The 22,066-nt window shown below is 72.1% G+C and carries 20 protein-coding genes; 9 read left to right on the forward strand and 11 right to left on the reverse strand.

Annotated elements, in window-relative coordinates:
• Window positions 1–1,116 (forward strand): glycoside hydrolase family 15 protein (locus VG276_05050; protein HEV8648772.1); only part of this gene is annotated, 1,116 nt, incomplete at its 5' end.
• Between the two features lie 71 nt (window positions 1,117–1,187).
• Here VG276_05050 and VG276_05055 read toward each other — a convergent pair.
• From VG276_05055 to VG276_05065, 3 genes are all read right to left on the reverse strand, one after another.
• Complete coding sequence (locus VG276_05055) at window positions 1,188–1,460, reverse strand: hypothetical protein (GenBank protein ID HEV8648773.1); 273 nt, start codon at window positions 1,458–1,460, stop codon at window positions 1,188–1,190.
• Window positions 1,457–3,457 (reverse strand): ATP-dependent zinc metalloprotease FtsH, encoded by a 2,001-nt coding sequence (gene ftsH / locus VG276_05060; GenBank protein ID HEV8648774.1) that lies wholly within the window; start codon window positions 3,455–3,457, stop codon window positions 1,457–1,459. Before ftsH ends, VG276_05055 begins: the two co-directional genes overlap by 4 nt.
• Window positions 3,458–3,620: 163 nt before the next feature.
• Entirely contained in the window at window positions 3,621–4,166 is a 546-nt protein-coding gene (locus VG276_05065; GenBank protein HEV8648775.1) for a dTDP-4-dehydrorhamnose 3,5-epimerase family protein, read from the reverse strand.
• 252 nt (window positions 4,167–4,418) lie between these two features.
• On the opposite strand from VG276_05065, the gene VG276_05070 reads away from it, so the two are divergent.
• Window positions 4,419–4,889, forward strand: coding sequence for a chemotaxis protein CheW (locus VG276_05070; protein ID HEV8648776.1), 471 nt, complete (start codon window positions 4,419–4,421; stop codon window positions 4,887–4,889).
• On the opposite strand, the gene VG276_05075 is transcribed toward VG276_05070, so the two are convergent.
• From VG276_05075 to VG276_05100, 6 genes are all read right to left on the reverse strand, one after another.
• The gene (locus VG276_05075; GenBank protein ID HEV8648777.1) at window positions 4,849–5,139 is read right to left on the reverse strand and encodes a hypothetical protein; all 291 of its coding nucleotides are present in this window, start codon (window positions 5,137–5,139) and stop codon (window positions 4,849–4,851) included. The genes VG276_05070 and VG276_05075 overlap by 41 nt on opposite strands.
• Before the next feature lie 180 nt (window positions 5,140–5,319).
• On the reverse strand, window positions 5,320–5,718 hold the full coding sequence (locus tag VG276_05080; protein ID HEV8648778.1) for a response regulator: 399 nt from the start codon (window positions 5,716–5,718) through the stop codon (window positions 5,320–5,322).
• Window positions 5,715–8,207, reverse strand: a complete 2,493-nt coding sequence (locus VG276_05085) for an ATP-binding protein (GenBank protein HEV8648779.1) — start codon at window positions 8,205–8,207, stop codon at window positions 5,715–5,717. The genes VG276_05080 and VG276_05085 overlap by 4 nt, the downstream gene beginning before the upstream one ends.
• Before the next feature lie 2 nt (window positions 8,208–8,209).
• Window positions 8,210–9,484, reverse strand: a complete 1,275-nt coding sequence (locus tag VG276_05090) for an HD domain-containing phosphohydrolase (GenBank protein HEV8648780.1) — start codon at window positions 9,482–9,484, stop codon at window positions 8,210–8,212.
• A gap of 471 nt (window positions 9,485–9,955) precedes the next feature.
• On the reverse strand, window positions 9,956–10,573 hold the full coding sequence (gene upp, locus VG276_05095) for a uracil phosphoribosyltransferase (protein HEV8648781.1): 618 nt from the start codon (window positions 10,571–10,573) through the stop codon (window positions 9,956–9,958).
• Between the two features lie 21 nt (window positions 10,574–10,594).
• Window positions 10,595–11,188: a YdcF family protein gene (locus tag VG276_05100; protein ID HEV8648782.1), complete on the reverse strand. Its 594-nt coding sequence runs from the start codon at window positions 11,186–11,188 to the stop codon at window positions 10,595–10,597.
• A gap of 224 nt (window positions 11,189–11,412) precedes the next feature.
• Here VG276_05100 and VG276_05105 point away from each other — a divergent pair, with 224 nt between their 5' ends.
• The 7 genes from VG276_05105 to VG276_05135 all read left to right on the forward strand — a co-directional run bounded on the left by VG276_05105 (window position 11,413) and on the right by VG276_05135 (window position 19,775).
• Window positions 11,413–12,489 carry a BMP family ABC transporter substrate-binding protein gene (locus tag VG276_05105; GenBank protein ID HEV8648783.1) on the forward strand — a complete coding sequence of 359 codons (1,077 nt, stop codon included), beginning with the start codon at window positions 11,413–11,415 and terminating at the stop codon, window positions 12,487–12,489.
• A 69-nt stretch (window positions 12,490–12,558) separates the two neighbouring features.
• The gene (locus VG276_05110) at window positions 12,559–14,136 is read left to right on the forward strand and encodes an ABC transporter ATP-binding protein (protein HEV8648784.1); all 1,578 of its coding nucleotides are present in this window, start codon (window positions 12,559–12,561) and stop codon (window positions 14,134–14,136) included.
• Between the two features lie 216 nt (window positions 14,137–14,352).
• Window positions 14,353–15,534: an ABC transporter permease gene (locus VG276_05115; GenBank protein ID HEV8648785.1), complete on the forward strand. Its 1,182-nt coding sequence runs from the start codon at window positions 14,353–14,355 to the stop codon at window positions 15,532–15,534.
• Window positions 15,527–16,432: an ABC transporter permease gene (locus VG276_05120; protein HEV8648786.1), complete on the forward strand. Its 906-nt coding sequence runs from the start codon at window positions 15,527–15,529 to the stop codon at window positions 16,430–16,432. The genes VG276_05115 and VG276_05120 overlap by 8 nt, the downstream gene beginning before the upstream one ends.
• Window positions 16,433–16,611: 179 nt before the next feature.
• Entirely contained in the window at window positions 16,612–17,511 is a 900-nt protein-coding gene (locus VG276_05125; protein ID HEV8648787.1) for a neutral zinc metallopeptidase, read from the forward strand.
• A 212-nt stretch (window positions 17,512–17,723) separates the two neighbouring features.
• Window positions 17,724–19,187 carry a pyruvate kinase gene (gene pyk / locus VG276_05130; GenBank protein ID HEV8648788.1) on the forward strand — a complete coding sequence of 488 codons (1,464 nt, stop codon included), beginning with the start codon at window positions 17,724–17,726 and terminating at the stop codon, window positions 19,185–19,187.
• A 102-nt stretch (window positions 19,188–19,289) separates the two neighbouring features.
• The gene (locus VG276_05135) at window positions 19,290–19,775 is read left to right on the forward strand and encodes a hemerythrin domain-containing protein (GenBank protein HEV8648789.1); all 486 of its coding nucleotides are present in this window, start codon (window positions 19,290–19,292) and stop codon (window positions 19,773–19,775) included.
• A gap of 118 nt (window positions 19,776–19,893) precedes the next feature.
• Here VG276_05135 and arcC read toward each other — a convergent pair whose 3' ends face one another.
• Entirely contained in the window at window positions 19,894–20,832 is a 939-nt protein-coding gene (arcC, locus tag VG276_05140; protein ID HEV8648790.1) for a carbamate kinase, read from the reverse strand.
• A 276-nt stretch (window positions 20,833–21,108) separates the two neighbouring features.
• Window positions 21,109–22,066 (reverse strand): DMT family transporter (locus VG276_05145; GenBank protein ID HEV8648791.1); only part of this gene is annotated, 958 nt, incomplete at its 5' end.

Below are 22,066 nucleotides of genomic sequence, written 5' to 3' on the forward strand. Positions count from 1 at the left end.
GGCCGGGACCAGGCGGCACTGATCCGCTCGGCAACGGTCCTCAAGGCCCTCACCCAGGCGACCACCGGGGCGATCGCCGCCGCGGCCACGACCTCGCTGCCCGAGGCCCCCGGCGGGTCGCGCAACTGGGACTACCGGGCAAGCTGGGTGCGGGACTCGGTGTTCGCGCTACGGTCGCTGGCCGAGCTGGGCTACACCGCCGAGGCCGACGGGTTCCGCCGCTTTGTGCAGCGCAGCGCCGCCGGCAGCGCCCAGGAGCTGCAGATCATGTACGGGCTGGGCGGCGAGCGGCGGCTGGTCGAGCTGACCCTTGACGACCTGGACGGCTACGGGGGCGCCCGCCCGGTGCGCATCGGCAACGCCGCCACCCGCCAGCACCAGCACGACGTCTACGGCGAGCTGCTGGACCTGGCCTGGGCCTGGCACCGGCAGGGCCGCTCCCCCGACGCCGACGCCTGGCGGTTCCTGGTGGAGCTGGTCAACGAGGCCGCCAAGCGCTGGACGACCCCCGACCGTGGCATCTGGGAGCTGCGCGGCCCGCCGCGGCATCTGGTCCACTCCAAGGTGCTGTGCTGGGTAGCCCTGGACCGCGGACTGCGGCTGGCCGCCGATGTCGGCTTCCCCGCGCCGGTGGGGCGCTGGACGGCGACGCGGGCGGCCATCCGCACCGCCGTGGAGCGGCACGGCTACGACCCCGGCCGGGGGGTGTTCACCCAGGCGTTCGACCGGCCCGAGCTGGACGCGGCGCTGCTGCTGCTGCCCGCCGTCGGCTTCCTCGCCTGGGACGACCAGCGCATGCTGCGGACCGTCGACGCGCTGCGCGAGGACCTGGAGGTCGACGGGCTGCTGCTGCGCTACCGGACACCCGACGGCCTGGAGGGGGCCGAGGGGGCCTTTGTGGCCTGCACCTTCTGGCTGGCCGAGTGCCTGGCCCGCCAGGGCCGCACGGCCGAGGCGCGCGCCGCCTTCACCAGGGCGTCGGCGACCGCCAACGACCTGGGCTTGTTCGCCGAGGAGTTCCAGCCGGCCAGCGGGGCGCTGCTCGGCAACTTCCCCCAGGCGCTCACCCACCTGTCCCACATCGCCGCCGCCGTCGCGCTCGCCCAGACAGTCTGAACTACTCATCCCCGCCGCCGTCAGGGAGTGATCGGGACGAACTCCGGGGTGTCCACCCCGTCCCTGAACTCCTACACCGAGGGGGCCAGCAGCAGCCACAGTCCGAAGGACAAGGCGATCATCAAGGGTGGGATGGGGTTGCGGGCTGCCCGCGCCCAGCCCGCCAGGACGGCCAGCGCGAGGCCGCTGGTGACAGCGCTGATCATGTCCGCGGTGACCCGCGTGGTGGAGAGCACCAGCAGCGAGACGACCAGCCAGCCCCCGAGCGCGAGCAGCGCATAGGTCGGCCAGGACCGGTGGCGACGGCCGCGCTCCGTCACCGCGATGCCGTCGTTGCCGTTCACCGTGCATCAACTCCTCGTTGCTGGGGACGGCAGCAACCGCCCGGCCCGGTGTCCCCGATGGAGACGGCGGTGGCGGTGTGGCCGCTGGCGCCGACCGGTTGGCGTTGGCCGGGGATGCGGCCGAGGATCTCGTCGACGTCGGTGCCGTCGAGGGTTTCGCGTTCCAGCAGCAGCTCGGTGAGCCGGTCCAACGCGTCGCGGTGCTCGCTCAGCATCGCGGTGGCGCGCTGCTCGGCCTGGCGTAGCAGCTTGGCGACCTCCTCGTCGATGACCCGCTGGGTGGCCTCGGCGTAGGGCCGGCTGCGGACCTCCTCGCCGCCCAGGTACATCGGGCTGCCCGAGGCGAACCCGACCGGGCCCAGCGCCGGGCTCATGCCGAACTCGCGCACCATCCGGATGGCCAGGTCGGTCGCGCTGGCCAGGTCGTTGGCGGCGCCGGTGGAGCCCTCCCCGAAGACCATGTGCTCGGCGGCGCGGCCGCCCATGCGGATCGCCAGCGAGTCCTTCAGGTAGCCCTCGGTGTACAGGTGGCGCTCGTCGATGGGGAGCTGCTCGGTCACCCCCAGGGCCTGGCCGGCGGGCAGGATGGTGACCTTGGCGACCGGGTCGCCGTGCTCGGAGACGGCCGCGACGATGGCGTGGCCGGCCTCGTGGACCGCCACGGCCCGCTTCTCGTCGGGCAGCAGCGCGTTGGAGGAGTCGCGGCGGCCCAGCAGGATCCGGTCGCGCGCCTCGGAGAAGTCGACCGCGTTGATGACCTCGCGGCCCGCCCGGACCGCGAAGATGGCGGCCTCGTTGACCAGGTTGGCCAGGTCGGCGCCGGAGAACCCGGGGGTGCTGCGGGCGACCACGTCCAGGTCGACGTCGGGCCCGAGCTTCTTGCCGTGGGCGTGGACCTCGAGGATGGCGCGGCGTTCCCGCTGGGTGGGCAGCGGGATCACCACCTGCCGGTCGAACCGGCCCGGGCGCAGCAGCGCCGGGTCCAGCACCTCGGGCCGGTTGGTCGCCGCGATCAGCACCACGCCGGTCGCCGGGTCGAAGCCGTCCATCTCCGAAAGCATCTGGTTGAGGGTCTGGTCGCGCTCGTCGTTGGAGACGATCTGGCCGCCGCGGCGCTGGCCGATGGCGTCGATCTCGTCGATGAAGATGATCGACGGCGCCCGCTTGCGGGCCTCGGCGAACAGGTCGCGGACCCGGGCCGCGCCCACGCCCACGAACATCTCCACGAAGCTGGAGCCGGTGACCGAGATGAACGGCACGTGCGCCTCGCCGGCCACCGCCCGGGCGAGCAGGGTCTTGCCGGTCCCCGGCGGCCCGACCATCAGCACGCCCTTGGGGCCGACCGCGCCGGCCCTGCGGTAGCGGTCGGGGTTCTTCAGGAAGTCGACCACCTCGCTGACCTCCCGCTTGGCGCCCTCATACCCGGCGACGTCGGCGAAGGTCGTGCTCGGCTTCTCCTCCATGTCGTAGACCTTGCCGCGGGAGCGGCCGATGCCGCCCAGCCCGGCGAGCTGGCGCCTGGTGGAGCGGCCCAGGTAGATGAAGAAGGCGACGAACAGCAGCAGCGGCAGGAGACTGAGCAGCACCGACCCGAACGAGGTCGACGGCCCGACCGCCTTGACCTGGACGCCCTTCTGGTCGAGCAGCTTGGTCAGCTCGTCGTCCCGCAGGGCAGTGGGCAGGGCGGAGCGGAAGCGGGTGCCGTTCTTGAACTTGCCCTCGATGTGCCCGTCCGAGCCGATCTCGACCGACTGGACCTCGCCCGCGGCGACCTTGGACTTGAACGTCGTGTAGTCCAGCTGCTGCACCTGGCCCTGGGACATCCGTGACGGCAGGAAGAGCAGGATGAGCGTGAGCACCAGGCCCAGGGCCGGCAGCCACGCCCGCCACCGCGGCGGCGGCGGCGGCGGCGGTGTCGGGGGCCGGTCGGGCGGCGGCGACTTCGCCTGGTTGCTGTGGTGCCGCGTGCTGTGCACGCGGCGTGGACGCTCCATCATGGCGCGCTCCTGAAGGGGCAGCAAGCTAACGTGTCCCCACGGTAGCGCCGTGAGGTCACAAACGTGTAGCCCACGAGCGCCAGGGTCATGCGCCTTGCTGCTCGAGCCGGCCTCGCGCGCTTCAGGCGGCCCCGCTCCGCGCGCTTCACGCGAGGCGTGCTGCTCAGCCGGAGTACGGCACGCGTCGGTCGGCCGGGACGTCGACCAGGCGCGGGTTCTTGCCGTCCCGGTCTGACAGGTTCGGCTGCTGGTCGGGCCAGGCGATGCCCAGGTCGGGATCGTCCCAGGCCACGCCGAGCTCGTCGCTGCCGTCGTACTCGTTGGTCACCAGGTACGTCATGACCACCTGGTCGTGGGCGTAGAAGCCGTGGGCGACGCCCTCCGGGATGTAGACGGCGACGTCCTTGCCGCCGCCCTGCTGGAGGGTGATGTGCTTGCCTTCGGTGGGCGAGCCGATCCGGGTGTCGAGCAGCACGGTGGTCACCCGCCCGGACTGCACGAACCAGAAATCGGCCTGGCGCCGGTGGTAGTGCAGCCCGCGCAGCACCTTGGGTGCCGACTCCGAGCGGTTGCCCTGCACCATCGCTGCGGCAAAGGGCAGCCAGGAGGAGCGGTAGGTCTCCAGGAAGCGGCCCCGCGCGTCGTCGACCGGCTGCAGCTCGACCAGCCAGACTCCGGGGATGTCGCTGGACTCGAAGACCTCGGCCATGCTGCCCTCCCTTCCTTCGAGGACTCCGGGCGCCCGGAGGGTACCCGTCCAGGCCCGCAACGTGCCACTGGACGCTGTAGCCTGATCACTGGTCGCCGTAGCCTGATCACTTGTCGCCGTAGCCTGATCACTGTAGGTGACCACAGGGGCTGCCGAGGTAGTACCACGGGTCCACGTCTTGCTGGCCGCTTCCCCGAGGAGACTCCATGCCCATCTCGACCGCCGGCCGCCTCCCGCACCAGGGGCGGGCACTTGGCTGAGGCGCCCGGGGCAGGGGCTGAGCTGCTGCTGTTCCGGCTGGCAGGACGGGGCTACGCGTGCCGCCGGGAGACCGTCCAGGAGGTGGTCGACATCGGCACCGGCCAGCCGCACGTGCCCGGGCTGCCGTCGTCGAGCCTGGGCGCGCTCCGGGGCGGGGAGCGGCCGGTCGCGGTGGTCAGCCTCAGGCTCGCCCTCGGGCTGCCGGACATCGGCCCGGTGGGCCGCATCGTCGTGGTCGCCACCCGGCCCGGCCCGGTCGGGTTCCTGGTCGACGAGGTGCTGCGCGTCGACCGGCTCGCACCCGGCGCCCGGGTCCTCCCGAGCCGCTTCGGGGGCGGCTACGTCGCCGGCACGGTCATGACCGCGGACGAGTCGTGGCTCCTGGTGGACTGGGACGCGATCCGCCCGCCCCGGGCGGTGGTCAGCGGCCTCGGCGCTCCTCAGCCGCGAGCAGGCCGGTGATCGCCCGCACCACCACCAGCGCGCCGGCCAGCGCTACCCCGAAGCACAGCACCACCAGCCCGCGCAGCCCCGGGGTGACGTCCGAGGCATGCTCCAGGATGCTGCCGGCCGCCGTGCCCGCTGCGGCCAGGGCGATCGCGGCATACGGGACGGCGCGGCGCCCGGTCCTCGGACGGCGGACGACGAGCTCGGCGAGGGCGAGCTGGACCACGAGGGCGATTAGGACCAGGACGTATCCAGCGAGCAGCAAGGACGACCACCTCGATTGCGTTGCGGCTGACGGGAGCTCGGGCGCCACACGGACCGGGCATGCCATCTTCCTCGATCGGCCGCCGGGCCGCATGACCCACTCGGACCATTCTGGCCGGGCAGGCGAGGAGCGCAAGCCCTTCCCGGCTCGGCCCCGTCGGCGCTCACGGCGCCCGGGCGCCTACGGGCGCCTGGGATTCGCCTGGCCCGGCCCGCGCCGGGTCTTGCGGACCCGCTCGACCATGTTGAGCAGGGCCAGCGGCGAGAACGGCTTGGTGAAGTAGTCGTCGGCGCCGGCGGCCAGCCCCTGGTCGCGGTCGCGGTCCTGGGCCTGCGCGGTGAGCATGACGACCACGGTGCCACTGGTTGCCGGGTCCGACTTGATCGCCCGGCACACCGCGAGCCCGTCCAGCCTCGGCATCATGATGTCGAGCAGGACCAGGCTGGGATGCTCGCTGCGGGCCACCTCGAGCGCCTCGACCCCGTCGCTGGCCTCGAGGATGGTGTGCTCGTCGCCCTCCAGGGTGACGTGGACCAGCGACCGGACCGACGGCTCGTCGTCGGCGATCAGCAGCTTCACCGGCTCCCCCTCCCCACCAGGTCGTCGCGACTCGGGAGGGTGAAGGAGAAGACCGAGCCCGCCCCGAGCCGGGACTCGACCCAGATTCTCCCTCCGTGCATCTCGACCAGCCGCTTGGTGATGTACAGGCCAAGGCCGGTCCCGCCTGCGCGGCGGACCTCGTCCCGGTCGACCCGGTAGAACTTCTCGAAAAGCTGCCCCATCTCGCCCGGGCTCATGCCGATTCCCTGGTCGCGGACGCTCACCTGGACCAGATCGGCCTCGCCCGCTCCGAGCAGCCTGGCCTCGCGCGCTCCGAGCAGCCTGGCCTCGCGCGCTCCGAGCAGCCTGGCCTCGCGCGCTTCAGGCAAGCGGGCCTCGCGCGCTTCAGGCAACGGTGCCACCGACACCACGACCTCCCCCCCTCCGGGGGAGTATTTGATCGCATTACCAACGAGGTTGGTCAATATCTGGTCGACCTTGTCGGGATCGCCCCAGACCACCGGGAGGCCGCCCGCGACCTCGGCCCGGATGGTGTGCCTGGCCGCCATGGCCCGGAACGGCGACAGGATCCGCTCCACCACGCTGGCCAGGTCGAGGGGGCGCGGGTCGAGGACCAGCCGGCCGGACTCCATGCGCGACACGCTGAGCAGGTCGTCGATGAGGCGGGCGAGCCGGCGGGAGGCCTCGAGGATCTCCTCGGCGGAGGCCCGCTGCCGCTCCACCGGCATGTCGCGCAGCACCAGCAGCTCGGCGAACCCGTGGATGAGGGTGAGCGGGGTGCGCAGCTCGTGGGAGACGGTGGAGATGAGGGCCGTCTTGACCTCGTCGACCTCGCGCTCGCGGGAGACGTCCCTGACCACGTCGACCGCACCGACGACCCGGCCCGTGGGGTCGAGAATCGGGGCGGAGCTGACCGCCACCGGGACCCTGCGGCCGTCCCGGGTGACCAGGTCGACACCGTAGCCCTGGTCGCTGGCGGGCTCGCCGGTGGCGATGGCCCTGGCCAGCGGGCGGGCCTCGGGCCGGATGGGGATGCTGCCCTCCTCCTCGACCGGCAGCACGTCGGCGTAGGGCATGCCCTGGACCTCCACCTCGGTCCAGCCGCTGAGCAGCTCCATGGCCCGGTTCATGGCCGTGACCCGGCCGGCCGGGTCGGTCAGCAGCACGCCGTCGGCGATCGCGTAGAACACCGCCCGGGCCTCCCCGGCGGCACGCTCGGCCTCCTCGTAGCGGAGCGCGGCGGCCAGCGCCCCCGCGATCTGGTTGCCGGCCAGCCCGAGCAGGGCCTCCTGCTCCTGGTCGAGCGGGTGATGCTCGGACCAGAACAACCCGAGCAGGCCGACGAACGAGCCCCGGGAGACGAGCGGCACCAGCGCGAGGGAGCGCGACCCCATCCTGGCCACCAGCTCCCGCACCGGCTCGGCCGCCCTGCTGGCCACGTGGTCGACGTCGGCGAAGCCGACCACCTGTCCGTCGTAGAGGTCGCCGAGCGGGAGCGCCGCCCGGATCTCCTCGTCGGCCTTGACGATCATCTCGGCCACCGCGGGGTCGCTGAAGCCGGCCAGGGCGCGGAGCTGGAGCCGGCCCTGCTGGTCGACGGCGGCGAGCGCGGCCCGGGCGGCGCCCACCTCCGGCCCGAGCCCGGCCAGGGCGACGTTGCACAGCCCCTGGAGGCTGGTGGCTCCTACCACGTTCGCGGAGAGGTCGCGCAGGCGCTGGAGGGCGTCCATGCGGCCGGCGAGCCGGCGCCGCATCACCTCGAGGTCGCCGGCGACCGCGCCGAGCTCGTTGGGCACGGGCAGCTCGACCGGCGTGTCCAGGTCGCCGCCGGCCAGCCGGCCCGAGGCGGAGCGGAGCGCGTCCGCCGGGGCGCCGACCGCCCGGCGCAGGTAGACGAAGATGAGCGTGACGGTGGCGAGGATCATGACGGCCGCGTAGAGGGCCAGCCGCTGGGTGTCCCGGTAGGTGGAGTGCTGCTGGCGGGCGGCGGTCACCTGCAGCCCGGCCAGGAGCTGGTCGAGCGCGGTGTGGTGGATCCGCAGCTCGGTGAAGCGGTTCTGGCTGGCGCCCTGGCTCACCACGACGGCGGCGGCCCCGGGCCCGAAGCGGTCGCGCGCCTTGACCTCGCCCTCGGCGGCCTTGGCCCACTTCACGTAGGCGGTCTGCACCCGGTCGATCCTGGGGAGCAGGGTGGGCCAGGGCAGGGCGAGCGTCCGGACCCGGCCCAGCCGGTCGTCTGCCCTCCGCCTGGCCAGGGCGTACCGCGCCCGGGCCCCGGCGTTGCCGGTCAGCAGGAAGATGCGCTGGTTGGTCTCGGCGTCGACGAACTTCATCTCGAAGTCGATGGCGATGCGCCGCAGCTCGTCGAAGCGGCTCACCTCGACCTGCTCGGACGCGTTGAGCAGGGCGGCGTTGCGGGCGCCCAGGAAGATCGTCGCGCCCCAGGCGGCAACGAGCAGGCCGAGCATGGCTAGGAGCACGGTGAGCTGCACCCGCAGCCGCCGCACCGCTAGCGCCTTCGCACGGCCGTCGCTTGGATCGCCTGCAGCTCTTCCCGGTCGACCAGGTGCATCGCGTCGACCGCGTCCGGCGCGAACTGGGTCCCCGACGCGGCCCGGAGCCGGGAGAGCGCCTCGTCGAGTCCCGAGGCCCGCCGGTAGGGCCGGTCGGTGGTCATGGCGTCGAACGCGTCCACCGCGGCGAACACGCGGGCCGCCAGGGGGATCGCCTCGCCCTTGAGCCCCTCCGGGTAGCCGGCCCCGTCCCACCGCTCGTGGTGGCAGTAGACCACCTCGCGGACCACGTCCATCTGGGGAACGCCGTCGAGGATCCGCATGCCGATGGCGGGGTGCTCGCGCATCAGCACCCATTCCTCGTCGGTCAGCGGACCGGCCTTGTTCAGGACCGCGTCGGGCACGCCGATCTTGCCGAGGTCGTGGAGCAGGAACGCGTGCTCGAGGCCGGGGGTGGCCGGCAGGCTGCCCCCGATCGCCTTGCAGACCTGCACCCCGTACGCGGTCACCCGGGTGAGGTGGCCGCCGGTGTAGGCGTCCTTGGCCTCGACCGCGGTGGCGAGCGCGCGCACCGTGGCCGAGTAGGCGTGCTCGACCGCAGCCAGGGCCTCGCGCAGGTCCTCGGCCTGCCGGCGCTCGGCCGCCCAGGTCGTGCGCAGGTCGTCTGCGTAGCGGAGGAGCTGGGAGTGGACCGCGTCGGCCTGGTCGAGCTTGTCAGACCAGAGCCGCAGGAACCGCAGCCGGTCGGCGGCCACGGCCGCGCCGATCGCGAGGATCTCGATGGCGGCATGGTCGGCGGGCGTGAAGGGCGCCGGGCGGTCCCGGCGCACGGCCAGGACACCCACCGGCCGTCCCTCCACGACCATCGGGCACCAGAGCTCGGGCGCCGGTCCCCCGGCCGCCACCGGGTGGCCGGCGGCCAGCGCGCCGGCCCAGCGAAGTGGGTCGCACTCGCGCGTTCCGATCCGGCCGCCCGGACCGGTGCTGCCGTGGTGCTGGCCGGGCGCGAACGGCGGTCCCGGATGGTGGGTGTCCGGACTCGGGCTGCCGTGGTGCTGGCCGGGCGCGAACGGCGGTCCCGGGTGGTGGGTGTCCGGTCCGGCGAGCAGGATGGCGCCTTCCTCGGCCTCCAGGGCGGCGCAGGCGCGCTCGAGCAGAGTCGGGCCGGCAGTGCCCGGGTCCTCCCCCGCGGCCAGGACCCTGAAGGCGGCGAGCAGCCCCTGGTCGGGGACGGTGCGAGCGACCGAGCCGGACCGGCTCTCTCGGGTCAAGCTTGCGCTCCTTGTCTAATTCGTAAGCTTCGAGAGATTGAAGCGTATGGTTAGGCTCCTTGTCTCAGATTTCGCCCCTGCCGTGTTCCCTTTGTTATCGAATGCGGCGGGTCGCCGAGGGCCCGGGATCCGCCGGACCATGGCACAAGCGCTCTTGGGGGCCGTGGGGGGAGCGTGTCCTGGTGCACCCGCGGCGCCCCGGCACGATGACACCGGCGCTCTTGGGGGGCCGTGGCGGCGGCGGGATCCGCTTGACCATGGCGCAGGCGCTGTTGGGGGGCCGTGGGGGGAGCGTGTCCTGGTGCACCCGCGGCGCCCCCGGCACCATGCACAGGCGCTCTTGGGGGGCCGTGGGGGGAGCGAGCTCCCCCCACATCGAACGAGGGCTGTGGTCAGGGCACGCCACGCCAGAGCGAGCTCCTCCCACATCGACCGAGGACTACCGGGTTGATCAGGACGCCTTGGCCGATCTCAGGTCCCGTACAGCCGGTCGCCGAAGTCGCCGAGGCCCGGGACGATGTACGCTGCGTCGTTCAGGCGCTCGTCGACCGCCGCGGTGACGATGTCGAGGCGGGGGTGCTCGGCGGCCAGCCGGTCGATGCCCTCCGGTGCGGCCACCACGCTGAGCAGGGTGACCCGGGCCGGGTCGGCTGCGAACAGCCTGGCGCAGGCGGCCGACGCCGAGCCGCCGGTCGCCAGCATCGGGTCGAGCAGCAGCACCCAGGCCCCCTCGAGCGGGGGGAGCTTGGAGTAGTACGCCGACGGCTGGAAGGTCGCGTGGTCCCGCTCGAGCCCGATGTAGCCCACGGCCACCTCCGGGAACAGCTCGGTGACGGCTTCCAGCATCCCCAGCCCGGCGCGCAGGATGGGCACGGCCACCAGCGGCGCGGCGATGCGGCTGCCGTCGGCTTCAGCCAGCGGGGTGGTGACCCGGCGGGCCTCGGTGGGCACCGTGCGGGTCGCCTCCACCACCAGCGTGAGCGCGAGCCGCTTGGCGAGCAGCCGGAACAGGGGTGGCGACGTGGCGGCGTCCCGCAGCGCGGTCAGCATCGTCCTGGCCAGAGGATGGTCGACGACGGTCAGGGCCAATGGGTCCTCCTGGCGGGCTCGCTAGCCGCTCCCGGCGATGACGTAGCCGCCGATGGCGAGGTCCTCGCGCAGAACCGACTCGGTCAGCTTGAGCTTGCTGGCGGACAGGGGGCTCGTACGGGTGGGGGAGGGGTGGGCGTCGAGCCCCAGGTCGTTGGCCTGCTTCACGGCGCGGAACATGTGGAACGGGTCGGACACGATGATGATGCGCAGGCGGCGGTCCTTCGGGCCTCTGGCCTCGAGGGCGCGCTTGGCGCCGGCCAGGTTCCCGTAGGTCGTCCGGCTCGACTCCTCGACCAGCGTGGCCGCTGCCGGGACTCCCTTGCCGACCGCCCAGCGCGCGCCCGAGCCGCCCTCGGTGAACCGGTCCCCCGGCTCCTTGCCGCCGGTGAACACCAGCAGCGGGGCGGCACGCGCGTTCCACAGGTCGACGGCGTGCTCGAGGCGGGCCCGGTAGATGGCCGACGGGCGGCCGTCGTACTGGGCCGCCCCGAGGACCACGATGGCGTCCGCCTGGGGGCGCTCGTCCTTGCCCATCCACGAGGCGACCAGGAACGTGGTCACCGCGAAGTAGGCGAGCACGACCATCAGCAGGCCGAGCAGGATCCGTCGCATGCCGCGAATTGTACGCAGGTGCGCCCCCTGCCCTGGCACCGTACCGTTGTCCAACCGTGCGGCCGGGACTTGAGACGGCACGGTGGTGGACGCATTCTGAACTGGTATGAATGAATACGGCGAGCTTCCAGACCGCCGCCGGTCCACGGCGGCAAAATGGGACCTCTCGCCACGGTGGGTGGCGGCCTGGGCGTGACGCCCTGGAGTACCGAGAGGAGCAACGCATGCGGTGGGTTCGGGGTGCGCGGCTGGGCGCCCTCGTCGTGGCGGTCGCGCTGCTGGCAGCCGCCTGTGGCGGGGGGGACGAGGGCGGCTCGAGCGGCGGAACGAGTGCGACGGCCGCGGCCAAGAAGGTGGGGGTCGTCTTCGACATCGGCGGCAAGGGCGACAAGTCGTTCAACGACTCGGCCGACCGGGGCGCCACCGAGGCCAAGCAGAAGCTCGGCGACAAGCTCGACCTCAAGGTGGTGGAGCCCAACCCCGACGGCTCCAACCGCAAGGAGCTGCTCGACGGCCTCGCCTCCGAGGGCTACGGGCTGATCTTCGGCGTCGGCTTCCTGTTCTCCGAGGACATCGCCAAGTCGGCCAAGGAGAACACCGACGTGACCTACGCGGTCATCGACGGCTTCGACCCGCTCTGCACCGAGAACAAGAACCTGATCTGCATCGGGTTCAAGGAGCACGAAGGCTCGTTCCTGGTCGGCGCGGCCGCCGCCCTGAAGACCAAGAGCAACACGGTCGGGTTCGTCGGCGGCCTCGAGGGCGACCTCATCAAGAAGTTCGAAGCCGGCTACAAGGCGGGCGTCGAGTACATCAACAAGACGCAGAACAAGAAGGTGAAGGTGGTGTCCGACTACGCCGGCACCACCGCGGACGCGTTCCGCAACCCGGCCAAGGGCAGGGAGCTGGCCACCAAGCAGATCCGCGAGGGCGCCGACGTCATCTACCACGCGTCCGGCGGCACCGGGGCCGGGGTCATCGCGGCGGCAGCCGCGGCCAAGAAGTACGCGATCGGGGTCGACTCCGACCAGAGCCTGACCGCCAGCCCCGCGGAGCAGAAGTGGATCCTCACCTCCATGCTCAAGCGGGTCGACACCGCGGTCTCCCAGACGATCGACAAGTACGTGGCCGGTACGCTCAAGGGCGGCTTCGAGACCTTCGGGCTCAAGGAGGGCGGGATCGACTACGCCCAGAACGAGTTCAACAAGGACCTGCTGGGCGACATCCCGACCACGCTCGACCAGCTCAAGCAGAAGATCATCAGCGGCGAGATCAAGGTCCCCGAGAAGCCGACGGCCTGACCGGGGAGCCGACCGGGGCACGGAGGCTGGGGAGCGGGAGTTCCCCAGCCGGTCGAAAGAGAGCTGGCCGTGGCCGAAGAGGTGGTTGGCCCGGGGGGCGGCGAGCGCTCCCCGGGCCCGGAGGCGCCGCTCGCGATCGAGTGCCGGGGCATCACCCGGCGCTACGCCGGCGTGGTGGCCAACGACCACGTCGACCTCGCGGTCCGTGAGGGCGAGGTGCACGCCCTGGTCGGCGAGAACGGGGCGGGCAAGTCGACCCTCATGAAGATGCTCTACGGGCTCGAGCAGCCCGACGAGGGCGAGATCCTGGTGCGAGGGCAGCTCGAGCAGATCGACTCGCCGCGCAAGGCCATCGCGCTGCGCATCGGCATGGTCCATCAGCACTTCATGCTGGTCGACAACTTCACGGTGGCCGAGAACGTGGTGCTCGGGGCCGAGCCCGGCACGGGCGGTCGGCTCGACCTCGACGAGGCCGAGCGCCGGGTGGGCGAGCTGGCCCGCGGGTTCGGCACCAAGCTCGACCCGGGCGACCGGGTGGAGACGCTGGCCGTCGGCCAGCAGCAGCGGGTGGAGATCCTGAAGCTGCTCTACCGGGGCGCCGACATCCTCATCCTCGACGAGCCGACCGCCGTGCTCGTCCCCCAGGAGGTCGAGGAGCTGTTCCAGAGCATGCGCTCGCTCAAGGAGCAGGGGAAGACGATCATCTTCATCGCCCACTCCCTGGACGAGGTGCTCGCCATCGCCGACCGCATCACCGTACTCCGGGACGGCAAGGCCATCGGCACCGTCGACGCGGCCGGCACCACCGAGGAGGAGGTGGCCGAGATGATGGTCGGCCGCCCGGTCCTGCTCGAGCGGGTGCATGGACAGGCCGTCCCCGGCGACCCCGTGCTGCAGGTCAAGGACCTGCGGGTCCTGGTCCGGGGCAGGGAGCAGGTCGCCGGCATCGACCTCGACGTGCGCCGGTCGGAGATCTACGGCCTGGCCGGCGTCGAGGGCAACGGCCAGGCCGAGCTGGTCGAGGCGCTGGTCGGGCTGCGCCAGCCCGACGGCGGCCGGATCTACCTCAACGACGAGGAGATCACCTACGCCAGCGTCCGGGAGCGGCGCCAGCAGGGCCTGGCCTACATCCCGGAGGACCGTCACGCCCGTGGCATGGTCCTGCCCATGACCCTGTGGGAGAACGGCGTGCTCGGCCAGCACGAGCGCCGGCCCTTCTCGCGCCTGGGCATCCTCGACCCCAGGGCGATGCGGGCGCGGGCCGCCGAGCTGATCCGCGACTTCCGGGTCAAGGCCCCCAGCGTGAGCGCGCCCGGCTACGCCCTTTCCGGCGGCAACCAGCAGAAGCTCGTGCTCGCCCGCGAGTTCGCCGCCGAGCCGAAACTGCTGATCGCCGCCTACCCCACCCGCGGGCTGGACATCGGCGCCACCGAGTTCGTGTGGCAGGAGCTGGTCGCCGGCCGCGACGCCGGCATGGCCGTGCTGCTGATCTCGGCCGACCTCGAGGAGATCCTGGCCCTGTCGGACCGGGTCGGCGTCATCTACGACGGCCGCATCGCCACCGAGCTGGACGGGTCGGCGGCGACCATGAACGAGCTCGGCCTGTACATGACCGGGGCCCGCTCCGACCGGGAGCCGGCGGCATGAGCCGGAACGCCCGCGGCCGTACATGCGGCAGCGCCTGCGGCAGCGCCTGCGGCAGCGCCTGCGGCGGGGTGATCGCATGAGGCTGGTCGCACGAGGGTGGTCGCATGAGGCTGGTCGCACGAGGGTGATCGCATGAGGGTGATCGCATGAGGGTGATCGCATGAGGCTGGTCGCACGAGGCTGGTCGCACGAGGCTGGTCGAATGAGGTTGGTCGCATGAAGGTCGAGGAGCGTCCGCCCGCGCCCCAGCCGCCCGCCGAGACGCCGCCCCCCAAGGTCGACTGGGCCGAGCAGGCCCGCCGCTTCGGCTTCCAGCTGCTGGCGCCGTTCGCCTCCCTGGTGCTCGCGGCCGTCCTCGGGGTCCTGGTCGTCCTGGTAGTCCAGCGGAGCTGGAGCGACGTGGTCGACGTGGCCGGCGCCATGTGGAACTACGGCCTGCTCAACCCGAGCTCGCTGGCGTTCATTTTCGGCCGGGCCACCCCGTTCATCTTCGCCGGCCTGGCCGTCGCCATCGGGTTCAAAGCCGGGCTGTTCAACATCGGGGTCGAGGGCCAGTACGCGATCGGTGCGCTCACCGCGGCGGTTGTGGGGTCGAAGCTCTCGGGCCCGACAGCGGTCCACCTGCCCCTCACCATCCTGGCCGGCATGGCCGGGGGCCTGGCCTGGGCGCTCATCCCCGCGCTGCTCAAGGTCTACCGGGGGGCGCACGAGGTCATCTCCACGATCATGATGAACTACCTGGCCAACGGCGTGCTGCTGTACCTGCTGTCGGGCCCGCTGAAGGACCCGAACCAGGTCGGCTCGATCGCCCAGCAGCGCACCGCTCCGGTCGACCCCAGCGCGCAGGTGGGCAGCATGGTCGGCTTCTTCAACTCGATCGGCTTCTCCTTCCGGCGCTCGGCCCCCTTGACCTGGTTCTTCCTGCTGGCGCTGGTTGCCGCGGTGATCTACTCGCTGACCGTGCGGCGCACCCGGTTCGGCTTCGAGCTGCGGGTGATCGGCACCAACCCGCGGGCGGCGGAGCCGTCCGGCATCCGCACCAACGCGATGTTCATGAAGGCGATGCTGCTGTCGGGCGCGGTCGCCGGCCTGGCCGGCCTCCAGGACGTGCTCGGCATCGACCACTTCATGAAGCTCGACTACGTCCGCGGGTACGGGTTCACCGCCATCGCGATCGCGCTGATGGGCCGCAACTCCGGACTCGGCATCGTTGCCGCCGCGCTGCTGTTCGCCTACCTCGACCGGGCCAGCTCGGGTATCGGGCTCAACACCGACGTGCCCAAGGAGGTCACCTTCATCCTCCAGGGCGTCATCATCCTCACCATCGTCATCGCCTACGAGCTCGTGCGCCGCTACCTCGCCCGCCGCCAGCTCAGGGAGACCCACGAGCGTGCCTGAGATCGTGACCCAGTTGATCGGGGTCGCCACCATCGCCGCGGCCATCCGCGCGTTCGTGCCCCTGTTCCTCGCCACCCTCGGTGCCCTGTTCAACGAGCGCTCCGGGGTGGTCAACATCGGCATCGACGGGATGATGATCTTCGGGACCTGGTTCGGCGCCTGGGGGGCGCTGCGCTTCGGGCCGCTGGCCGGCCTGCTCATCGCCGTGCTGGCCGGGACGCTGGTCGCGCTGGTCCACGCGGTCGCCACGGTCACCTTCCGGGTCGACCACATCGTGTCCGGCGTGGCCATCAACGTCCTCGCCCTGGGCATTCCCCGGTTCCTCTCGATCGTCTCCTACGGGCAGGGCACCCAGTCCCCGGCGGTGCGCCAGCTCCCCAGGATCGACGTGCCCGGGCTGGGCGAGATGTCGCCCATGGTCCCGCTCACCCTGCTGCTCGGGGTGGCGGCCTGGTACGTCATGAGCCGGACCGTGTTCGGGCTGCGGTTGCGCTCGTCAGGCGAGAACCCGCGGGCGGCCGAGAGCCTCGGCGTCCGGGTGATCGCGATGCGCTACGCCGGCGTGCTCATCTCGGGCGCGTTCGCCGGCCTGGCCGGCGCCTACCTCTCGGTTGAGCTGGTGGGCCAGTACAACGAGGGGATGAACCAGGGCCGCGGGTTCATCGCGCTGGCCGCGCTCATCCTCGGCAACTGGACGGTGGTCGGCTCGGCGCTGGCCTCGCTGCTGTTCGGCTGGACCGAGGCGCTCACGGTGTACCTGCGGGTGAGCTGGATCAACAACGCCTTCATCCAGAGCCTGCCCTACATCGTGACCCTGGTCGTGCTCGCCCTGTTCTTCCGGCGCGTGCGGCCCCCAAAGGCGGTGGGCCAGGCGTACGAGGCGGGCGCCCCCGTCTGACGAGGTCGGGGCGGGCCATGGGTCGGGTGCTGGGCAAGGCGTTACGAGGCGGGCGCCCCGTCTGACCGGGTCCGGGCGGGCCGCTGCCCGATCCATCACGTTTGCGCTTGCCCCGATCCGGATAGGCGAACAAGCGGTCGGCCCGGCGAGACGGCCGAGCGCCCAGAAAGGTTCGCCCCATGCGCTTTGACGAGGACACCCAGCTCGACACCTCGCAGGTCGACGACGCCCGGGGGTCGGGCTTTCCCGGTGGGAGGGTGGCGATCGGCGGCGGTGTGGGCGTCCTCGGCCTGATCGTCGCGCTGCTGTTCGGGCTGCTCAACGGCGGGGGAGATCCCGGGGCCGGCGCCGGGTTCCCAGGCATCGACCAGGTACAAGGCGACAACACCCGCCTCCAGACCGAGTGCAGGACCGGCGCGGACGCCAACACCAAGGAGGACTGCCGCATCGTCGCGGTCGTCAACAGCGTGCAGGGCTGGTGGAAGGACGAGTTCGCGCGGCGGGGCGGCAGCTACCAGACCGCCAAGACCCGGCTGTTCTCCCAGGGGGTCCAGAGCGGCTGCGGCGTCGCCTCCTCCGAGGTCGGCCCCTTCTACTGCCCGTCGGACCAGACGGTCTACCTGGACCTGACCTTCTTCGACCAGCTCAGCTCCAGATTCGGGGCCAAGGGCGGGCCGTTCGCCCAGGCCTACGTGCTCGCCCACGAGTACGGCCACCACGTGCAGAACCTGCTCGGCACCATGCAGCGGGTGGGCAACGACCGCCAAGGCGCCCAGAGCGGCTCGGTCCGGCTCGAGCTGCAGGCCGACTGCTACGCCGGGGTGTGGGCCAACCACGCCGACGAGCACCCCGGACCGAGCGGCGACCCGCTGGTGAAGCCGCTGACCGAGGCCGACATCGCCCAGGGGCTGGACGCCGCCGCGGCCGTGGGCGACGACAGCATCCAGCGGCGGGCCCAGGGCCGGGTGGACCCCGAGTCCTGGACGCATGGCTCGTCGGAGCAGCGGCAGCGCTGGTTCACCGTGGGCTACCAGACCGGCGACATGCAGCGGTGCGACACCTTCTCGGCCCGCATCTGAGCTGCGTGCGGCCCGCATCTGAGCTGCGTGCGGCCCGCGCCGCTGAGCCCGCGTGTGGCCCGCGCCGCCGACGCGGGGGGGCGGCTGCTGGCTGAGGCTGAACAATGCTGAACAATTAGGTGTCGGATGGGAGCCGGCGGTTTCACGGGCGCGCTGCGCTGGTAAGCTCCCCTGCTCAGCCCGCCCCGCGGGCGGCGAGGAAGGACGCGCGCGTGGGCAACGAGAAGACCAAGGTCATCGCCACCCTGGGGCCTGCCTCCAGCGACGCCGCCGTGCTCGGCGCCATGATCGACTCCGGGCTGGACGTGGTCCGGCTCAACTTCTCCCACGGGGAGCGGGCCGACCACCTGGCCCGGATGGAGCTGGTCCGCAGGATCGCGGACGAGCGGGGACGCAACGTGGCCGTGCTGGCCGACCTGCAAGGGCCGAAGATCCGGGTCGGCGTCGTGGGCGAGCAGGGCATCAGGCTCGATGCCGGCGACGACTGCGTGCTGCGGTCCGGGGCCGAGCGCGCACCGGACAAGGAGATCCCGATCGTCTACGAGCACCTGGCCTCCGACGTCAAGCCGGGCGACACCATCCTGCTCGACGACGGCAGCATCGCGCTGCGCGTCCGCTCGGTCTCGGGCGACAAGGTGCGCTGCGAGGTGGTCGACGGTGGGGTGGTCCGCTCCCGCAAGGGCGTGAACCTGCCCGGGGTGGCCGTGTCGGCCGCCTCGCTGACCAGCAAGGACCGGGCCGACCTGGCCACCGCGGTCGAGGCGGGCGTCGACTACCTGGCGCTGTCGTTCGTGCGCCGGCCCGAGGACGTGCTCGAGGCCAAGCAGGCGATCGCCGAGCGTGGGGGGCAGGTGCCGGTGGTGGCCAAGCTGGAGCGGCCGGAGGCCCTCGGCCACCTCGACGACATCCTGGACGCCACCGACGCCGTCATGGTCGCCCGCGGCGACCTCGGGGTGGAGCTCCCGGTCGAGAAGGTGCCGCCGCTGCAGAAGGAGATCATCGCGCGGGCCAACTCGCTGGGGGTGCCCGTCATCACCGCCACCCAGATGCTCGAGTCGATGGTGTCCAACCCGCGCCCCACCCGGGCCGAGGCGAGCGACGTGGCCAACGCCATCTTCGACGGCACCGACGCGGTGATGCTGTCAGCGGAGACCGCGACGGGCGCCTACCCGGTCGAGACGGTCCGGATGATGGGCCGCATCGCCCGCGAGGCCGAGGCCACACCGCACCTGCTGCACCCGCCGCCTCCGGTCGGCGGCAGCCTGGACGTGGCCGCCACCGTCTGCCGGGCGGCCGTGCAGGCCGCCACCGACCTGGGCGCGAGGGCCGTGGTCGCGTTCACCGAGTCGGGCGCGACCGCCCGCTACGTCTCCCGGTTCCGGCCTCGCATGCAGATCGTGGGGATGACGCCGTACGAGCCCACCAGGCGGCGCATGGCCCTGTTCTGGGGCGTCGAGGCTCCTCCGGTCCTGGAACGGGTCGGCGACATCGAGGCGATGATCGCCGAGGGGGACCGCTGCCTCGTGGAGGAGCACTTCACCAGCCCGGGCGACCTGGTCGTCATCGTCGCCGGCACTCCTGGTGGTCACAGCACTACTAACCGCGTTATCGTTCATGAGGTCGGTCAGCGCGACCTCTCGCCGGCACGGACATTCTCGACCGGTTCGCGAAGATAGGAGGCGGCCGCGTTCCTAGTCCCAAAAGTCTACGGTGACAAATGGTCAATTTTCCCGCAGACTGCCATTTCCGTCGGTACGGTGCTTGCGAAGGGAGCTGCGATGTCGCGTATGGAGGTCGGGGAGGTCTACCAGGCATCGACCGGCGCCCTTGAAGCTGCCAAAGGTCCGCGGCTCAGCCTGCGCCGGGCGCTCGGCGACTTCGAGGACGCGCTCGCCGCACCCTCGCTGGGCCAGGCGGCCGGCTGCGCATCCCGCCTCACGTCGGTGCTCGAGCACCTGAAGACCGTGTGGACGGTGCACGTCGAGGTCACCGAGGGAACGGGCGGCCTCTACGAGGAGATCATGGAGAACACGCCCCGGCTGGCGAACATGATCGACCGCTTCACCCGCGAGCACGCCACCATCGCCCGCGCCCTCGACGCGGCGGTGGCCCGGCTCCGGGAAGTCCCCGACGGCGACGTCACCAGCGACGAGCAGTTCCGCGACGGCCTCGTCCGGCTCTTCGCCGACCTGGTCCGCCACCGCAAGCGTGGCCTCGACCTCGTCTACGAGGCCTACCACGTCGACATCGGCGGGGAGTCCTAGCGGGTTCCCGGCTTCCCCTGACGGCTCAGGATGGACGACCGCGCCGCCGATACTGGTCCGACTGCTGGCTGTCTGAGAACGTTGGAGAAAGTCTCAACGTAGCAACCACCATGGAGCGCTAGCTCAGGATCTGGGTGCCCGCGTCCCCAGCCAGGGCTTTCTCGGACAGCTCGGCGGTGGTGATCACCGCCCGCCGGCCCCCTCGCTCGAGGAAGCGGAGCGCGGCCTGCACCTTCGGCAGCATGCTGCCGGCGGCGAACTGCCCCTGGGCGGCATGGCCGGCCAGCGCGGCCGCGCCCACCTGGTGGAGGTCGCGCTGGGTCGGCCGCCCGAAGTCGAGCGCCACGTGGTCGATCCCGGTGAGCAGCAGCAGCACCTCCGCGCCGATGTTGGCGGCCAGCAGCGCGGTCGCCAGGTCCTTGTCGACGACCGCCTCGACCCCGACCAGGGAGCCGTCGGCCTGGCGGACCACCGGGATGCCGCCGCCGCCCACCGCGACCACGATCGCGCCGGTGGCGAGCAGGGTGCGGATGGCCCGCTCCTCCACGATCTCCTTGGGGTCGGGGGAGGGCACGACCCGGCGCCAGCCCCGGCCGGCGTCCTCCCGCATCACCCAGCCGTCAGCCGCCATGTGCTGGCGTGCCTCGGCCTCGCCGTAGAAGTTCCCGATCGGCTTGGAGGGGTGCTGGAAGGCCGGGTCGTCGAACTCCACGACCGTCCGGGTCGCCACGGTGACCGTCGGCCGGCGCACCCCGGCCTCGCAGAAGGCGTTGTCCAGGCACTGCTGGATCATGTAGCCCATGCCGCCCTGGGTGTCGGCCACGCAGACGTCGAGCGGCAGGCGGGGCAGCACGTGGGCGGCCAGGTCGCTGCGCAGGAGCACGTTGCCGACCTGCGGGCCGTTGCCGTGGGTCACCACCAGCGGGCGCTCGGTCAGGTGGACGAGGTGGTAAGCGGTCTCCCGGGTGCGCTCGAACTGGGCTGGGATCGGGTTGCGGCCCCCCGGGGGAGAGATGGCGTTCCCGCCCAGGGCCACGACGACAGGCAGCTCACTCAACGTGGTGTCCTCCAGGTGTGCATGCCACCGCCACGCCGGTGTGACGGCGGCAACCACCAAGGCTACCCGATTCGTCGACGTCGCGATCGCGCTCGCGATGTACCTCCTCGACCTACACCGACTCGCCCTCGGACCGGGACCGATTCGTCGACGTCGCGATCGCGCCAGCGATGTACCGGCGTGCCCGGGAGGCGGGGAAGGGTCGCAAGCTCGTCGTGCAGGAGACGATGATCTTCGACCACCCCCGCATGGCCGAGCGCGTCCGCCTCTAGCGACTCACCCCGGCCTCTGACACCGCGCTGCGGCTGCGTCGGGGAGGGCAGCCGTCTGGGCGGCGACCGTGGTGGTCGCGTGGCGGGTGGGACGGCCCAGGCGGCCCTCGGAGAGGGCGACGCCGGTAAGGACGACCGCGGTGCCAACGAACAGGTTCCACCCGACCGGCTCGTCGAGCAGGAGCACGCCGAGGACGAGCGCCACCACCGGCAGAAAGTACAGCACGGTCGAGGTGGTGGTGGCGCCCTCGTCGGCGATCAGGCGGTAGTACAGCAGGTAGGCGCCGCTCGTGCCGAGCACGCCGAGCGCGAGCATGCTCGCGGTCACTACCGGGCTGAGCGACACGGGGTCGCGCGCGATGAGCGGCGAGACCAGGCCGAGAAGCACGACGCTCGCGCCGAGCTGGGCGGCGGCCAGCACCCGGGGCGGGTAGCCGCGTCCGGTCAGGAACCGGCGCGTCCACACGAACGAGACGGCGTAGCAGACGGCCGCGGCGAGGCAGGCGAGCTGCCCGGGCAGCTCGCCGCCCAGGCTGCCAGCCCGCCACGGCGCCACCAGCACCAGCACCCCGCCGAAGCCGAGCACGAGCCCGGCGGCCCGGGTGGCGGTGAGCCGCTCGCCGGTCCCCGACGCCGCGGCGACGACGAGGGTGAACAGCGGCGTGGTGGCGTTCAGGACCCCGGCCAGGCTGGACGTGATCCGCTGCTCGCCGTAGCCGAACAGGAAGTAGGGGATGAGGTTGGCCAGCACCGCCATGAACGCCAGGTGCGCCCACATGCCCGCCTGCCGGGGCAGCGGCTCCCGGCGCACGGCCACGACGGCGACCAGCACCGCCGCCCCGAGCACCATCCGACCGAGCACGATCTGGGCGGGGCTCAGCCCGTCCAGGGCGACCTTGATGAACAGGAAGTTCGATCCCCACAGCAGGGCGAGACCACAGAAGCGGAGAAGGTTGGCGGGA

The organism is Actinomycetes bacterium, from assembly GCA_036000965.1.
Lineage (GTDB): Bacteria > Actinomycetota > CALGFH01 > CALGFH01 > CALGFH01 > DASYUT01.

What these genes read in the sequence shown, in the direction of transcription:
- VG276_05065 (HEV8648775.1), bottom strand. Translation starts at nt 4,166, where the DNA reads ATGGCCGAGGTCTTCGAGTCCAGCGACATCCCCGGAGTCTGGCTGGTC.
- VG276_05115 (HEV8648785.1), top strand. Translation starts at nt 14,353, where the DNA reads ATGAAGGTCGAGGAGCGTCCGCCCGCGCCCCAGCCGCCCGCCGAGACG.
- VG276_05125 (HEV8648787.1), top strand. Translation starts at nt 16,612, where the DNA reads ATGCGCTTTGACGAGGACACCCAGCTCGACACCTCGCAGGTCGACGAC.
- VG276_05100 (HEV8648782.1), bottom strand. Translation starts at nt 11,188, where the DNA reads ATGCGACGGATCCTGCTCGGCCTGCTGATGGTCGTGCTCGCCTACTTC.
- VG276_05135 (HEV8648789.1), top strand. Translation starts at nt 19,290, where the DNA reads ATGTCGCGTATGGAGGTCGGGGAGGTCTACCAGGCATCGACCGGCGCC.
- ftsH (HEV8648774.1), bottom strand. Translation starts at nt 3,457, where the DNA reads ATGATGGAGCGTCCACGCCGCGTGCACAGCACGCGGCACCACAGCAAC.
- VG276_05105 (HEV8648783.1), top strand. Translation starts at nt 11,413, where the DNA reads ATGCGGTGGGTTCGGGGTGCGCGGCTGGGCGCCCTCGTCGTGGCGGTC.